Raw genomic sequence first — 14,367 nt, forward strand, 5'->3', positions numbered from 1 at the left:
GATGCGTGCAGGAAAGAAGATCTCGGCCTGGCTGATGGCGCTGGCCGGCCTGTATGGCGGCGCGGCGGCGGCCAGCGGGCAGTGCGCCACGCCGGATGAACAGTGCCCCTTCGTTGCCGAATTGCTGCAGCAGCGCGAAGGCTATGGCGCCAAGGCCACCGGCGGGCTGGGCGGCAAGTTCGTCGAGGTTACCTCTGACAGGGACTCGGGGCCCGGGACGCTGCGCGCCGCCCTGAAGCAGGCCCGCAAGGGACCGACGTGGATACGCTTCGCGTCCGATATGACCATCGTCCTGGATTCCCAGTTGCGCGTGCCGTCCAATACCACCATAGACGGGCGCGGCAAACGGGTGGCGTTGATCGACGACGGCCTGGGCGTCTATGGCGTCCAGAACGTCATCCTGACGCACCTGACCATAGACGGACGCCTGAACCGGCTTACACAGGCCGTGAACGTGGCCAACAACAGCCGCGACGTATGGGTCGACCACATGGACCTGTCGCGGATGTCAGACCGTCTGCTCAACGTGAAGAACGGTTCGACCGACGTCACGATCTCGTGGACGAAGTTCCACAACTCGAACAAGGTCATGCTGCTCAACAACATTACCTCGAAGGATCTCTTTCATAACTACGACCGCGATTCGATCGCGCGCGTAACGCTGCATCACAACTATTTCTTCAACACCGTGCAGCGCAATCCCCGGGCGCAGTTCGGCACGTTCCATCTGTTCAACAACCTGGTGGAAAACTGGGATTTCTACGGCATGAGCTTCAGCCTGGAAGCCAAGGCCCTGGTCGAAGGCAACATCTTCAATAACGACGCGCAGCGCCAGTGCGTGGAGCCCGAGTTCTTTCCGACGGTGGAAGGCATCAATGTGAACTACTGCCGCTATATCCCCGTGGCGCCCAAGCGCAGCGCGCTGGAGAACGGCGAGTCGGATCGCGGCGCCTATGAAAAGCGCAAGGCCCAGCACGGCTACACCCGCGATTACAAGGCCTTCCTGCGGTTGAAGGACAACCTGTACCTTGGCGATGCGAAGCCGGTGTTGCAGGATTACCGCCCGGAGGCGGCGCCGATCCCGCCTTACTGCTACGGCTACGAGAAACCGACCAAGGAGTTGGCCGAGAAAATCCGGAAGTTCGCGGGCAATACCTCCGGGGATACCCCGCTGCCCGAGTCTCGGACGGGCGCGGGTTGCGAAAAATGATGCCCGGCAGCGTGTGAGACCCATCATTTTCAGACACGTCTGATTGTTCTCTGGCAGCAAAGGAATGAAGCTTGCTATCCGCATCTGCAGGTGCGGATTCCAGGCAGGAACGGACTGCGCGGTGGCGCCAACCGCGCGTTGTCCGAGTCCGCGCTCAATTCCTATGAGTCAGGGGTCATGTCCGATATTGTCGTTTTTGTCCGAAGCCAGTCGCGATATGGCGATCAGGTTGTCGCGTTTCCCGCGCTTTATCTGCTGAAGAAATGGTGGCCTGACAGGCGGATTCGGGTGGTGTCCCGGTATGAAGTGGGGCATTACTACACCAGCTTGCCTTGGGTTGACGAATTCGTTTGCGCCGATGCGTTCGGCGACCAGCTCAAGGCGCTTCCCAGCGGTGCGTGTGCGTCCCTGTCGCTGCACCATAGCAGCGAGCGTTTCGCGCTGATCAACCTGTTGCGCCGGCCCGCGCTGCGCATGGGTTTCAAGAACCGAAGGCTGGGCGATTGCGTGTGGACGCATTCCTACACAAAGGACATCCGCGAGTACATCGGCCTGGCCAACCTGCGGTTGCTGGAAACCCTCCGCGGGCACGACGCGCAGTCCACCGCCCGCGAGTGCTTTTCCCAGATCGCAGCGCCGTGCGAAGGCAAGGTGAAGCCGGCGGAAATCGTGTTGATTCCAGGAGGCGGATCGGGCGAATTCAAGCGGTGGTCGCTGGATCGCTACCTGGCCCTGGCAGACATGCTCCAGGCGCAGCTCGGAGGGTGCGCGGAGTTCACATTTGTTCTTGGACCCGCAGAAGCCGCCGAGCATGAACGCCTGGCGCGCATGCAGCGGCGGGATTTTCGTCTGGCGTTCTGCCGGCCGGTGGCCGAGTTGGCGGCGCTGATGCAGCACGCACGCTTGATCGTTTCAAACGACTGTGGCCCATCCCACATTGCACAGGGCGTCTGCGTGCCTTACGTAGGCGTGTTCAATGATTCCAATCCGGAGTGGTTCTGGGCCCGTGAGTACACCCGGGCAGTCGTGCCGCAAGACGTATCGGCCGGCATCAATTCAATCCCTGCGGATCGCGTTTTCCAGGCCTGCCTGGCCGTGCTTGAGGAGCCGCTGCTATCCGATTATGCGAGCGTCGACGCGGTCGGCATCTGGTGATCAGGGCATTTCCGCTACCTTTCCCGCATGTAGAAAAGCCACCCGAAGGTGGCTGTTTTCACGCTTGCGGGCGGGGTGAACCCGCTACCCCGCCCGGGCGCGTCATCAGACGCCTAGCGGTCCGCCGTCGGCGCGCTGGATCACCACCGTCGACGAACGCGCGCGCACGGTGCCCGTGGTGGCGGTCGTCGCATCGTCCGTATCGTAGGCCGGCCAGTTCACCGGGTGCTGGATGTTCAGGAAGATGGTGGTGTAGTCCGGCGTGAAGGCAAAGCCGGTGACTTCGGCCTCGTTCGGGCCGACGAAGAAGCGGCGCAGGTCGGCCTGGTTGGTCGCGTTGATCGCGGGGCCGGTGCCCGTGCTGTCGGCCAGCGCGCCCGGGATCACGGCCAGCATCTGGTCGTTGGTCGCCTTGGCCACGTTGTTGTTGCGGCCGCCGTCGATGCCGTTGTCGGTCTGGATCCACAGGATGCCGCGCGGATCGAAGCCCAGGCCGTCGGGGCTGGCCAGCTGGTTCAGCGTGGTCAGGCCGGAACGGTTGGTGTCGGCGTCGGCGCCGGCATCGGAGCCGAACACGAAGATGTCCCACTTGAACTTGGTCGAGCCGGGCTCGTCGTGCCAGCGCACGATGTGGCCGTTGACGTTGTTCAGGCGCGGGTTGGGCGGGTTGGTTCCCTTGCCGGCATTGCGGCTGCTGTTGTTCGTCAGCGTCAGGTAGATGTCGCCGTTGGTCGGGTGCGTGGCCGTCCATTCGGGGCGGTCCATCGGCGTGGCGCCGACGAAGTCGGCCGCGCCGCGCGTGTTGATGATGATGTTCTCGAGGCTGCCGAATTCATCGGCCAGCGTGCGGCCGCCCGCGCCAACGGTGGCGCCGGTCAGGGCGATCCATTCGCCCGTGCCGTCGGCGTCGAAGCGCGCAACGTACAGCGTGCCCTTGTCGAGATACTTGGCGCCGACAGCGAGGCGGTCGGTGCGTTCGGCGTCCTTCGGATCCCACACGGCTTCCGAGACGAAGCGGTAGATGTATTCGAAGCGCGAATCGTCGCCGCTGTAGAAGGCCAGGGGCTTGCCGGCTTCCGGCTTGCCGTAGGCGCAGCCCTCATGGGCGAAGCGGCCCATCGCGGTGCGCTTGGTGGCGATGCTGTTTTCGTCGAACGGATCAATCTCAACCAGATAGCCGAAGCCGTTGACTTCGTTGCGCCAGTCCTGCGTGAAGTCGGCGCCGCTTTCGGTGACGTTGAAGCGCGCGAATTCGCCCTGGACTTCCAGCGGATCGGCGGCGCCCGTTTCCCAAAGGTAGCGGCCTACGTCGTCGGACACGCCTACGCGCAACTGCTCGCGCGGCTGGGTGCCCGTGTTCACGAAGCAGGCGGCCCAGTTTTCTTCAGCGGTGATGTAGGTGCCCCAGGGCGTGTAGCCGTTGCCGCAATTGTTGTTGGTGCCGCGCACCATCGTGCCGTTGGGTGAGTACGGGGTCTTGACCCAGTCCGTGCCGCCCACCGGACCGGCCAGCTTCATGGGCGTTGCCGACGTGAAGCGGCGGTTGTAGCGGGAGTTGTGGACGATGTTCCAGCGGCCGTTCTCGCGGCGCACGTGCAGGATTGCCACGCCATGCGCGTTGATTTCCTTGCGGATTTCCTCGATGGGACGCTTGCCGGCCACGAGGGTCGCGCCGGTGGGGTGCAACGTCTTCTGATCAATGTATTCGTGGTTGACCGCCAGCAGGCCTTCGGTGGAGCTGCCGTTGATCGGGAAATAATGCATGCCGTCATGGTGCATGCCGGTGGAATTGAGCAGGTCCGCCGAGGTGTTGTTGCCGTTGCGGTCCCAGGGATTGGCGTTGTCGTTGAATGGCGTGCCCCACGGGGCGAACACGTGGGCGATGTAGCCGGCGGGGACGACGCAGGCGTCGGTCATCGACGTGGGCAGGGACTCGAAGCCCAGCTTGACCGGGGCCGCGGGCTGTTCGCCGGGCACTTCCGGCGTGGGGTTCGGGTTGCCGCCATCCACGGCGTCGTCATCGTCATCGCTGCTATTACAGCCGGCAAGGCCCAGGCTGGTCATCGTCGCGAAGGCGGCGGCGATGCCGCCGCGCATGACCATGCGGCGGGACATGTTCTTTTCCAGAATCTCGCTGAAGGGGCTGCTCTGGCTGGGGTTGCGGACGGTCTTGTCGGAGATGGACTTGCTCATTTGAACTCCTGGCGTTGGGTCTGTGCCCGATGGGGACGAGCAATACTAGAAGTCCGAAGTGAAAGGTTAATGACAGATGACTGAAACTCCGCGTGGTTCCAACTGCATGTCAAAAACAAAAGGCTGACGCCGTTTTCGCGGCGTCAGCCTTGGCGGCGTGGGAGCGAGAGCGCGGCTAGCGGTTCTCGTCGTCCAGGGTCAGGCCGCCGCCTTTCATGATGCCTTGGGCGATCTCCTCGGCCGACTTGCCGGCAAAGCCATGTTCGCCGGCCGTGATGCGCAGGCTGTCTCCTTCGAGCGGACTCATCAAGGTGGCCGAGGACAACAGGATGCCGTTCGAGCGGAACTGGATGCGCTTGCCTACGCGGTCTCGGGTGAAATCGGCCAGCGCCTTCGTGCTGTCGGGCTTGAGCTTGATGTCGACGACGCGGGCGTTGGTGTGCGGATCGGCGCCGGGGGTGGCCTGCTCGACCTGCAGCACGACCGACTCGGCATGCGCGGCCAAGGGCAGGAGGACGGCGATCGCTGCCGTCCATGCGGCGTGTCTCAATGAGGGCATGGTGAACTCCTTCTGATAGACCGCCTCCATCCTAGCCGATGTCGCGCCTGCACCCTGCGCCGCCTGGCGAGCAAAGCGCCGCGGTCCCCGCCGGCAAGGGGAGAGGCTGCCGCAGTCAATGGATAATGGTTATCATTGCCATTTTCTGGCATCCGCGCCAGGCAGCAAAAACTTGGGGATCCATGCCATGTCCAGCAGCGATGCGAGTTTGCACCGCCAGGCGGAGACGCTCTATGCCGAACATCACTCCTGGCTGGCGGGCTGGTTGCGTCGACGCATGGGCGGGGAGGAGGCGGCCGCCGATCTGGCGCAGGATACGTTCGTCCGCATTCTGACGGCCAGGGAGACGCCGGCCTTGCTGGAGCCCAAGGCGTTTTTGGCGACAATCGCGCGTCGCCTGCTGGCAAACCACTACCGGCGGGAAGCGATCGAGCGTGCTTATCTGGATACCCTTGCCAGCCTGCCCGAGACGCTCGCGCCCAGCCCCGAGGAACGCCGGCAGGTGCTGGAGACGCTGTGCGCGATCGACAGGGCCCTGGACGCCTTGCCGGCCAAGGCGCGCGAGGCATTCCTGCTGGCGCAGCTGGAAGGAATGAAGTACGAAGACATCGCATTGCGCTTGGGCGTGACGACGCGCACAGTAGGCAATTACATGGTGCGCGCCGTGCAGGCGTGCTTTTTTGCCCAGGAACATTCCGCATGAGCCGCCAGGCCCCCGGTACGATGTACGCGGGCGGCTTGCCCCTGGCGCCGCGGGTGGCGCAAGAGGCCTCGCGCTGGTACGTGCTTTTCCTGTCCGGCGCGCAGACCGAGGAAGACAAGCGCGCCTGGCGGGACTGGAGGGCCGCCGATCCCGACCACGAACGCGCTTGGGCCCATCTGGCGCTTGCCGACGCGCGGATGCGCGACCTGCCGGCAAAGGCCGCCTATGAAGCGCTGTCGGCCGGACGCCACCAGAAGGGCCGGCGCAAGGTTCTGTTTGCGGCCGCCTTTGCGGCAACGTGCATCGGTCCGGCGCTCTGGGCTGCCGACAGGAATCGCTGGCTGCGTATTTCGCCGGACTACGCCACCGGCGTGGGCGAGCGGCGCGACGCGGTCCTGGAGGATGGAACCCGGATCACGCTCAACACGGATACGCGTGTTGATGCCAGCTTCGAGGCGGGAGCGCGCATCCTGAGCCTGCGGCGCGGGGAACTTCTGGTCGCCACGGGCCGCGCGCCGGGCTACGCCGCCATGCCGTTCCGTGTCGATACCGCCTTTGGCCGCATAACGGCGCGGGGCACGCGCTTTGCGGTGCGCCTGCGGGCCGATGCCGTACATGTCGCGCTGCTTGAGGGCGCGGTGGAAATACAACCTTCGGAGCGTGCCGGCGCCGCCCTGACGCTGGCGCCAGGACAGACCGCGCGATGCACCCGGCAGCGGGTAGACCTGGCCGGTCCAGTGGGCGCTGGCGACACGGCCTGGCTACGGGGGGAGCTGGCCGCCGACGACATGCCGCTGGCCCTGTTCCTGGAGGAACTGAGCCGATACCGGCCCGGTGTGATTTCGTGCGACGAGCGTGCTGGCCGCCTGAGGGTCTCCGGCCTGTTTCCCCTGGAAGACACGGACAGGGTGCTGGACGCGGTGGGCCGGCTGTTGAAGGTCGGCATTACTCGCCGCACGCCGTATTGGGTCGTGGTCTCTGCCCCGGCCTGAGCCTGGGGGACGCGAGCCTTACAAAAAAAATCCGCGGGCCTTTCCGGTTTTGGCTTTTCGCGTGTCCTCCTTGGTGAACAGGACCGAAATTCAACATACCGACATCGGAAAACATGGCCAGCATGAGACGCGACGGCTTGCGCGCGACTCGTCCCCGCAAGAGGACGGGCGGGCACACCTGGGCCTTCGCGGCGGTGCTGGCGCTGGCGGCGCTGGCGGGGAAGTCCGTCGCCGCGCTGGATGCGCCGGCGGCGCGCGCCAGCCTCAGCCAGCCCTACGCGGTGCCGGCTGGCTCGTTGGTGAGCGTGTTGCAGCGGATCGCCAGCGAGGCCGGCGTGCTGGTCTACTTCGACCCAGCGCTCACGCGCGACCTTTCCAGCGATGGCCTTAATGGTCGCTACACCGTCGAGCAGGCGTTTGAGCAAGTGCTTTCCGCCCATGGCCTTGAGGCGCGTCAGGACCTGCCCGGGAGCTATCAGGTTCTGCCGGCGTGGACGCCTTCAGCCGAGTTGCTGCCCCTGACCCGGGTGGAGGGCGCGGCGGTCGGCGCCGATGGCTTCGTGGCGCGCTCCGCCACGGCCGCCACCAAGACCGCGACCCCGATCAATCGAATTCCGCAGTCCGTGTCCGTGGTGACGGCCCAGGAAATGCAGGCCCGTGCCGCGCGCACGGTGACACAGGCCCTGCAGTACACGCCCGGGGTGCAGGTCAATAACTTCGGCAGCAACGAGGTGCGCAACGACTGGCTTGTGCTGCGCGGCTTCGACGCGAAGCTGACGGGCGATTACCGCGACGGCCTGAGCCAGATGCCTTACGACCAGATCCGCGCGCGCGTGCCCGCTTACGCGCTGGAGAGCATCGAGGCGGTGCGCGGGCCTTCTTCTTCGTTGTATGGGCAGGTGGCGCCGGGCGGCATCGTCAATCGGGTGACCAAGCGCCCGACGGATGTGGAACTGCGGGAAATAGCGGTGCAGGCCGGGTCTTTCGACAATCGCCAGGCTTTTCTGGATCTGGGCGGCGCCGCTGGCGAGCGCGGCCGCGCCAGTTACCGGCTGACCGCCACGCTGCGGGATGCCGGCACGCAGGACAAGTATGACGATGGCCACCGCTACCGCGACGACCTGGCATATGTCGCGCCGGCATTCCGATGGGGCGGCGCGGATACGTCGCTGACCGTTCTGGCGCATTACCAGCGCGACCGCAACGATGGCGAGTCGCGCGCCTACTACCCGACGCGGACGCTGGTGGGCGACTACGGCTATGACCGGAACGAGCGTGACTTCCACAGCGTGGGCTACCTTTTCGAGCATCGCATCGGCGATGCTTGGATGGTCCGGCAGAACGCGCGCTATCAGTCCGGCAGCGCGACACTTCGCAACCTTTATCCGTTGGCGCTCGGCGGCGACGGGCGCACGCTCGCCCGCATGCAGCTTGCGGCGCGCGAACGCGCCGACGGCGTGGCGGTGGATACTCAGATCGAAGGCGTTATCGAAGGCGCAGGCCTTCGGCACACCGTGCTGGCTGGGCTGGACTACCGCAGACTGACGGGCCGCCAGGAGTATCGCCAGGCCGCGGCGCCCGCGCTGGATATCGAAAATCCGGTTTACAACCAGCCGATCGCCATGCCCGGTGCGGATCAGGCCATCCTGGACCTGCGCCAGGTCAGTACGCAAATGGGCCTGTACCTGCAGGACCAGATCCAGGCAGGCGACTGGACGCTGACGCTGGGCGTGCGCCACGACCGCCTGGCCGACGAGACGGACGATCATCTGGCGGGAACCCGTGTCCGCGCACGCGACGACGCGTTGACCTGGCGGGCGGGCGTCTCCTATGCCTTCGCTTCAGGCGCCGCGCCCTACGCCAGTTATGCCACGGGCTTTCTGCCGCAACCCGGAACCGACTTTGGCGGATCGCCGTTTTCTCCGGCGGAATCTAGGCAGGTCGAGGCGGGAATGAAGTATCAGCCCCCGGACTCGCGGGACCTTTATACGCTCGCGGTCTTCGATCTGAATCAGCGCAATGCGCTGTCTGCCGATCCGGATCCGGCGCATGCGGGCTTCAGCGTGCAGTCGGGGCGCCTGCGATCCCGGGGCCTCGAACTCGAGGCCAAGATCAGCGCGCGCGAGGGCTGGGACCTGGTGGCCGCCTACACGTACAACCTCGTCACCAACGAATCCAGCAACGACGGCGGGCAGGGCAAGACGCCCATCGTCACACCGCGCCACATGGCGGCGCTTTGGGTGGGTCACCGGTTCTCGCGCGGGGCCCTGGCCGGCTGGCAGGCCGGCTTGGGGGCGCGCTACATCGGGTCGACCTACGTGGATGTGGCGAACACGATGAAGAACCGCGGCGCCACGGTGTTTGACGCCCAGCTGGCCTATGACGCGGGCGCCTGGCGCTTCTCCGTCGACGCAATGAATCTGTTCAATCAAGAAGCCGTGGTCTGCCGAAACGACCGCGTCAATTGCCGCTATGGCGTCGAACGCACGGTGCTTGCCGCCGTGGCGTACCGCTATTGAGCCTGCCGCGACGGCAACTTCCGCATTGCAAGGGAATCGCCGCAGCCGGGTCGGCCGCGGGGCCCAGAAAAGAGGAGAGGCATCATGCCGCACGCGGCCTGCGCCAGGGATACCCTGGCCGCCCTGTATCAGACGCACCGCCGGCAGCTGCTGCATACGGCGGCGCGCATACTCGGATCAAGAGACCTGGCAGACGATGTGGTGCAGGACGCCTATCTGAAACTGCTTGAGCGTCCCGCGCCGGAAGACCTGCGCGAGCCGGTGGCCTATTTGTTCCAGACCGTCCGCCACCTCGCCATCGACTACCTGCGGCGGCGCGCCCTGGAGTCGCGCCTGTTCGCGGGGCATGATGGCGTGGAGCATGCGGTGTCGAACGCGGTGGCGGAGGACGCGGCGGTAAGTCACCAGGCGCTGGCGCTCGCGGCGCAAGCCCTGGCCAGGATGTCCTCGCGCACGCGCCGGGCGTTCGAACTGCATCGGTTCGAAGGTTGCTCGCAACGGGATGTGGCGCGCGAGCTCGGCGTGTCGGCCACGCTGGTCAACTTCATGATCCGCGACGCCGATGCCGAGCTGAGCCCCTGCAGAGAATATCTGTTGCCTGGATAGTCCGGGCAGCCGCCCGCCGTCGCGCTGGCGCCGGCGGGCGGTTCGGCTGCTACCAGCGGTAGGCGACGGATGCGATCACCGTCCGCTCAAGGCCATAGCGGCAGTTCAGCGTGTTGTTGCGGCAAACGATGGTTTCCCGGTTGAAGAGGTTGGTCGCATCAACCGCGAACCGCCAGCCATCCACCTGGTAATGCACGCCGGCATCCACCATGAACGAGGATCCGTTCTCGATGGTGTTGGCCACGTTGACGTAGGTCTTGCCGATGTAGCGCACGCCCGCGCCGAAGCCCAGGCCCTTGAAGACCGTGTCGGGCAAGGTGTAGTTCATCCACGCCGAAGCCATGTGGCGCGGCGTGACGATGGGCGTGTTGCCCTCTTCCGCCGGGTTATTGCTCTTATTCACCTTGACGTCGTTCAATGTGTACGACGCAATCAGGTCGAGGCCGCGCGTCAGGTTCGCCTTGCCCTCCAGCTCGATGCCTCGCGATCCGATTTCCCCCGTCTGGACGCTGAAGTTCGTGTTGCGCGGATCCGGCGTCAGCGCGTTGCGCTGCGTCAGGTCGAACACCGAGATCGCAACCAGGCTGTTGGATCCGGGAGGCTGGTACTTCACGCCGAACTCGTACTGCTCTCCCCGGGTTGGCTTGAACGGCGTGCTGTCCATGCTGACGCCGCTCTGCGGCAGGAACGACGTTGAGTAGCTGACGTAGGGCGTGACGCCGGAATCAAAGAGGTAGGCCAGGCCAAGGCGGCCGGTGAAGGCCGTGTCGCGCTGCTCGACAGTGGTGTCCGTGAGGCGGTTGCGGCTGGATCCGCGCGCCCAGTCCTGCCGGCCGCCCAGGGTCACGACCACCTTGTCGACCCTGATCTGATCCTGCACGTAAACGCCCAGCTGCCGGTTCACGTCTTTCTGGTCGATGATGGTGTTTGCCGCGGATGGGTACGGGATATTCTGGCCGTAGACCGGATTATCCAGATCCAGATCGGGCGCCATGCCTTGGCGATACCACTGCTGGCCGTCCTGGAACTTGTAGTCCAGGCCCGCCAGCAAAGTGTGCGAGACGCGTCCCAGCTGGAACCGGTACTCCGCCTGGTTGTCGATCACGACGCCGTCGGCGCTTTCCTTGGAGACCAGCGCGTAGCGCTGAATGGTGTGTCCGTCCGGCCGCAGGCGCAGATTGTAGAGATCGCGCTGGTCCAGTTTTCCGTATTGGTAGCGCGCATTCTGGCGCAGCGTCAGCGCGTTGTTGTAGCGGTGTTCCAGCAAATAGCCGATGGCGTACTGCCTGCGGTCATACCTGTTGAAGTCGTAGTCCCCGACCGGCACATGCGTGGGATACACAGGGCGCGACTCGCCATCTGTGCGATCGCGCTGGAAGTTGGTCAGCAGCGTCAGCGACGTGTCGGCGTTCGGCCGCCAGGTGAAGGCGGGAGCGATGTAGGCCAGGTCGTCCGGATAGCGGTGGCTGGAATCGTATTTGACCTGGGTGCCCGCATCGCGCAGGATGCCGGTCATGCGGTACAGGTACTTTCCGTCCTGGTCGATCGGTCCGCCTATGTCGAACGCGGCCTGGCGCCGGTCGAAGTTGCCGGCCTGCAGCACGACCTCGCCGAACGCCTCGTCGGTCGGACGCTTCGTAATGCGATTCACCAGCCCGCCCGGCGCCACCTGGCCGTACAGCACGGACGATGGACCGCGGATGACTTCCACGCGCTCCAGCGCATAGGGGTCGGTACGGGCCCGGATCTGGTCGTAGGGAAGCTGGCTGAGGCCGTCGCGGAAGTCTCCGGTCAGCTTGGCATCGAAGCCGCGCAGCACGATCCAGTCGTTGCGGACTTCCGCGCCGCCGAAGTTCGTGATCTGCACGCCCGGCACGTACTGAATTGCCTGTGAGACCGTCTGCACGGCGCGATCCCGCATTTCCTCGGCCCCCACGACGGAGACCGACTGAGGGATCTCCAGCAGCGGCGTCGCGGTCTTGCTGCCGGTGGTGGTTTCGCGTGCCACATAGCCCTGGATCGGACCCGTGGCCGCGTTATCCGGTGCGTCGCCGCGGACGTTGATGGAAGGCAGCGTTTGCACGCCCTGCGTGTTGGGAGGGGCTGGCTGCGCATGCGTGGGCGCGGCCAGCGCCAGGCCGAGCAGCAGCGGGTAGCGCCTTTGGCGCATGCGCGCTCGCGGCGCGATCTTGGAAGTTGTCATCGGACGGTCGGGTAAGGGTGGGCCTCGTCGGCGGAGCGGATCGCGTGCGCGCGGCAGCAGATCCAAGTCCTATTGCTAGACGAACGAGGGGCCTGTCCGTTTAAGCCCGAAGCGATGGTTGCCTGATTGGCGGCCGGGACCGGCGCTGCGCGGTCCCCGACACTCAGGGCTGGGCTGGCGGCCGCACGCCCAGCGCCCGCATCCACGGCGTGTCCGGCAATCCCTGGATGGGCGGCATGCCGGGCTGCGGAAAGCCCGGCGGATTGCGCACGGCGTCCTGCAGCACCGCTGTCCACTCGCGCGGATCGACGGGTTCGCCCATGCGCACCTTCAGGTCCAGCAGGTCCAGCGCGGCGCGGCGATGGCCGGCCTCGGCGGCGGCGCGGAACAGCCGCTCGGCCGCGTTGTAGTTCTTGGGAACGCCCCGGCCCATCCCGGTAAGCTCGCCCAGGTAGGTTTGCGCGGGCGCGAAGCCCTGGTCGGCCGCCCGCTGGTACCAGAGGGCGGCGGTCTGGTAGTTCTGTTCCACGTGGTCGCCGTTTTCGGCGACCAGCCCCAATGTGGTCATGGCCACGACGTCGCCGGCCCTGGCGCGCGCGACCAGAGATTCGAGCCGCGGTTCGTCCAGATATTGCGCACCGCGCTCGATCTCGTATTCCCACGCGCTCATGCGGGCCTTGATCAGGTCGCGTCCCAGCGTGGGCGAGGGGCCCCTGCCAGGCTGTGGAGGCTGGCCGCCGGGCGTTGCGGGCGTCTGGCCGTCGGCCAGGCTGGTGAAGGTGACGGCGCCGACGAGGCTGCTCGCGTAATGCGGGACCTGCCGGTACGCGGTGGCGACCTGCACATCGCCCGTCAGTTGCTTGAAGAAGTTTTCCACGGGCGCCGACGCGGGCAGCGTGTCCAGTCCTTGCGCGAAATAAAAGGCGTAGGGACTGTGGCGAGGGCCGTCGCGGCCAAAGCCGTCCTCGGCCGTTGCGCCGGGCTGCGTCGAGAATGCGATCAGTTCGCCGCCCGCCGGGACGGTATGGACCAGCCCGGCCGCCGGGGCGCCGCGCGTCAGATTGGTGCGGCAGGCGTCCAGAACCAGCAGGCGCGCCCGGATGCCGGCGCGGCGCAGCGTCTGCGATACGCGTCGCAGGCTCAGGGAGTTCTGCTGCGCGGCGCGAATGCGCACCTCGGCCAGCGGCAACGGCAGTTCAACGCCGAACAGATAGTTCACGTCGTCCACCGCCACGGCGTGGCCGGCGAAGTAGACCAAGGCCAGGTCCGCGTCCGCGGCGCGCCCGGCGAACTCGTCGACGGCGGCTTCCATTTGCGTGGTGGTGACGTCCGTCAGCATGGCGACGTCGAAGCCGCGCTTGCGCAGGGAGTCGGCGATGAGGCGGGCGTCGTTGACGGGGTTGGTCAGGATGTTGGCGGCGACGGCGTAGCGCGCGTTGCCGATGACCAGCGCGTATTTGCGCTTAGCCGGAAGCGGCGCGGGCAGGGGTGCTGGCGTGGAGGCGTAGCTGGTCAGTGGGCGCATCGTGTCGGCGCCCAGGGCGGCCAGCGCGGCCGCGAGCAGGCGACGGCGGACGGCGAAAGCCGCCCGGGTTTTCATGGGAGCCTTGAAAGCGTTCATGGACGCGGGCACTCGCCAGCCGGTCCGGGCGTCGCGGACAGCGCGCCCAGCGCCTCGGCCGCATCGCGCAACGACGATTCGCGCGGGGCGGCCAGCAGGAAGCGGCCGTCCGCGTCGGGGCCGGCGACGATGGCCACGGCGTACTGGGCCAGCGTGTTGCGCAGCTGCCGGGCGGTGACGCCATCGGGCAGGTCCACCGTCAGCGTCGGGCAGGAGCCGCCGCCGCGGGTGAGCGTGCCGCCGGGCGCCAGTTCATCGGGCGGCGCCTGCAGCGCCAGCGTTACCGACAGCATGACGGCCAGCGCCCAGCCCATGGGCATCAGCAAACGGGAAGTCTCCGGCCACAACCAGCGCCAGAGACGGCGCCCGGCGGATTGCCGTGCAGGCGCGGGTTGCTGGCTTTGGGCCAGCGCGCGCAGGAAGGCGCTGTCGCGGCCGGCCTGTCCGATCTCGTTGTGCGCCAGTTGGCGCGCCTGCGCCAGCGCGCGCCATTCCTCGACCTCTGCCCGCAGCGCGGGATCGCGCGCCAGCTGGGCTTCAAAGGCGCGGCAGGCGTCGTCGTCCAATTCGCCGGACAGGTAGGACAGGATTCTGTCTTCAGCCATG

The 14,367-nt window shown here is 66.2% G+C and carries 11 protein-coding genes; 6 read left to right on the forward strand and 5 right to left on the reverse strand.

What is annotated here, in order from left to right; genetic code table 11:
* Position 1: 1 nt before the first annotated feature.
* Together KYC_RS23075 and KYC_RS23080 are read left to right on the forward strand one after the other, a co-directional pair.
* Positions 2-1,210 carry a pectate lyase family protein gene (locus KYC_RS23075; RefSeq protein ID WP_008166996.1) on the forward strand — a complete coding sequence of 403 codons (1,209 nt, stop codon included), beginning with the start codon at positions 2-4 and terminating at the stop codon, positions 1,208-1,210.
* 177 nt (positions 1,211-1,387) lie between these two features.
* Positions 1,388-2,365 (forward strand): glycosyltransferase family 9 protein, encoded by a 978-nt coding sequence (locus KYC_RS23080; protein ID WP_008166998.1) that lies wholly within the window; start codon positions 1,388-1,390, stop codon positions 2,363-2,365.
* A 105-nt stretch (positions 2,366-2,470) separates the two neighbouring features.
* On the opposite strand, the gene KYC_RS23085 is transcribed toward KYC_RS23080, so the two are convergent.
* Entirely contained in the window at positions 2,471-4,558 is a 2,088-nt protein-coding gene (locus tag KYC_RS23085) for a PhoX family protein (protein ID WP_008166999.1), read from the reverse strand.
* Positions 4,559-4,733: 175 nt separating this feature from the next.
* Positions 4,734-5,117 (reverse strand): SecDF P1 head subdomain-containing protein, encoded by a 384-nt coding sequence (locus tag KYC_RS23090; RefSeq protein ID WP_043519132.1) that lies wholly within the window; start codon positions 5,115-5,117, stop codon positions 4,734-4,736.
* A 187-nt stretch (positions 5,118-5,304) separates the two neighbouring features.
* On the opposite strand from KYC_RS23090, the gene KYC_RS23095 reads away from it, so the two are divergent.
* From KYC_RS23095 to KYC_RS23110, 4 genes are all read left to right on the forward strand, one after another.
* A complete protein-coding gene (locus tag KYC_RS23095) occupies positions 5,305-5,820 on the forward strand; it encodes a sigma-70 family RNA polymerase sigma factor (protein WP_008167003.1) in 516 nt (171 codons plus the stop codon).
* Positions 5,817-6,812, forward strand: a complete 996-nt coding sequence (locus tag KYC_RS23100) for a FecR domain-containing protein (RefSeq protein ID WP_008167005.1) — start codon at positions 5,817-5,819, stop codon at positions 6,810-6,812. The genes KYC_RS23095 and KYC_RS23100 overlap by 4 nt, the downstream gene beginning before the upstream one ends.
* Before the next feature lie 113 nt (positions 6,813-6,925).
* A complete protein-coding gene (locus KYC_RS23105) occupies positions 6,926-9,331 on the forward strand; it encodes a TonB-dependent siderophore receptor (protein WP_008167007.1) in 2,406 nt (801 codons plus the stop codon).
* A gap of 84 nt (positions 9,332-9,415) precedes the next feature.
* Complete coding sequence (locus KYC_RS23110) at positions 9,416-9,937, forward strand: sigma-70 family RNA polymerase sigma factor (protein WP_008167009.1); 522 nt, start codon at positions 9,416-9,418, stop codon at positions 9,935-9,937.
* A gap of 49 nt (positions 9,938-9,986) precedes the next feature.
* Here KYC_RS23110 and KYC_RS23115 read toward each other — a convergent pair whose 3' ends face one another.
* The 3 genes from KYC_RS23115 to KYC_RS23125 all read right to left on the reverse strand — a co-directional run bounded on the left by KYC_RS23115 (position 9,987) and on the right by KYC_RS23125 (position 14,366).
* Positions 9,987-12,107: a TonB-dependent siderophore receptor gene (locus KYC_RS23115; protein ID WP_008167012.1), complete on the reverse strand. Its 2,121-nt coding sequence runs from the start codon at positions 12,105-12,107 to the stop codon at positions 9,987-9,989.
* A gap of 196 nt (positions 12,108-12,303) precedes the next feature.
* Positions 12,304-13,761, reverse strand: a complete 1,458-nt coding sequence (locus tag KYC_RS23120) for a caspase family protein (RefSeq protein WP_008167015.1) — start codon at positions 13,759-13,761, stop codon at positions 12,304-12,306.
* Entirely contained in the window at positions 13,758-14,366 is a 609-nt protein-coding gene (locus KYC_RS23125; protein ID WP_008167017.1) for an anti-sigma factor family protein, read from the reverse strand. Before KYC_RS23125 ends, KYC_RS23120 begins: the two co-directional genes overlap by 4 nt.
* Between the last annotated feature and the right edge of the window lies 1 nt (position 14,367).

Source organism: Achromobacter arsenitoxydans SY8 (assembly GCF_000236785.1).
GTDB classification, from domain to species: Bacteria; Pseudomonadota; Gammaproteobacteria; order Burkholderiales; family Burkholderiaceae_B; genus Achromobacter; species Achromobacter arsenitoxydans.

What these genes read in the sequence shown, in the direction of transcription:
- KYC_RS23085 (WP_008166999.1), bottom strand. Translation starts at nt 4,558, where the DNA reads ATGAGCAAGTCCATCTCCGACAAGACCGTCCGCAACCCCAGCCAGAGC.
- KYC_RS23100 (WP_008167005.1), top strand. Translation starts at nt 5,817, where the DNA reads ATGAGCCGCCAGGCCCCCGGTACGATGTACGCGGGCGGCTTGCCCCTG.
- KYC_RS23080 (WP_008166998.1), top strand. Translation starts at nt 1,388, where the DNA reads ATGTCCGATATTGTCGTTTTTGTCCGAAGCCAGTCGCGATATGGCGAT.
- KYC_RS23120 (WP_008167015.1), bottom strand. Translation starts at nt 13,761, where the DNA reads ATGAACGCTTTCAAGGCTCCCATGAAAACCCGGGCGGCTTTCGCCGTC.
- KYC_RS23090 (WP_043519132.1), bottom strand. Translation starts at nt 5,117, where the DNA reads ATGCCCTCATTGAGACACGCCGCATGGACGGCAGCGATCGCCGTCCTC.
- KYC_RS23075 (WP_008166996.1), top strand. Translation starts at nt 2, where the DNA reads ATGCGTGCAGGAAAGAAGATCTCGGCCTGGCTGATGGCGCTGGCCGGC.
- KYC_RS23125 (WP_008167017.1), bottom strand. Translation starts at nt 14,366, where the DNA reads ATGGCTGAAGACAGAATCCTGTCCTACCTGTCCGGCGAATTGGACGAC.
- KYC_RS23095 (WP_008167003.1), top strand. Translation starts at nt 5,305, where the DNA reads ATGTCCAGCAGCGATGCGAGTTTGCACCGCCAGGCGGAGACGCTCTAT.
- KYC_RS23105 (WP_008167007.1), top strand. Translation starts at nt 6,926, where the DNA reads ATGGCCAGCATGAGACGCGACGGCTTGCGCGCGACTCGTCCCCGCAAG.
- KYC_RS23115 (WP_008167012.1), bottom strand. Translation starts at nt 12,107, where the DNA reads ATGCGCCAAAGGCGCTACCCGCTGCTGCTCGGCCTGGCGCTGGCCGCG.
- KYC_RS23110 (WP_008167009.1), top strand. Translation starts at nt 9,416, where the DNA reads ATGCCGCACGCGGCCTGCGCCAGGGATACCCTGGCCGCCCTGTATCAG.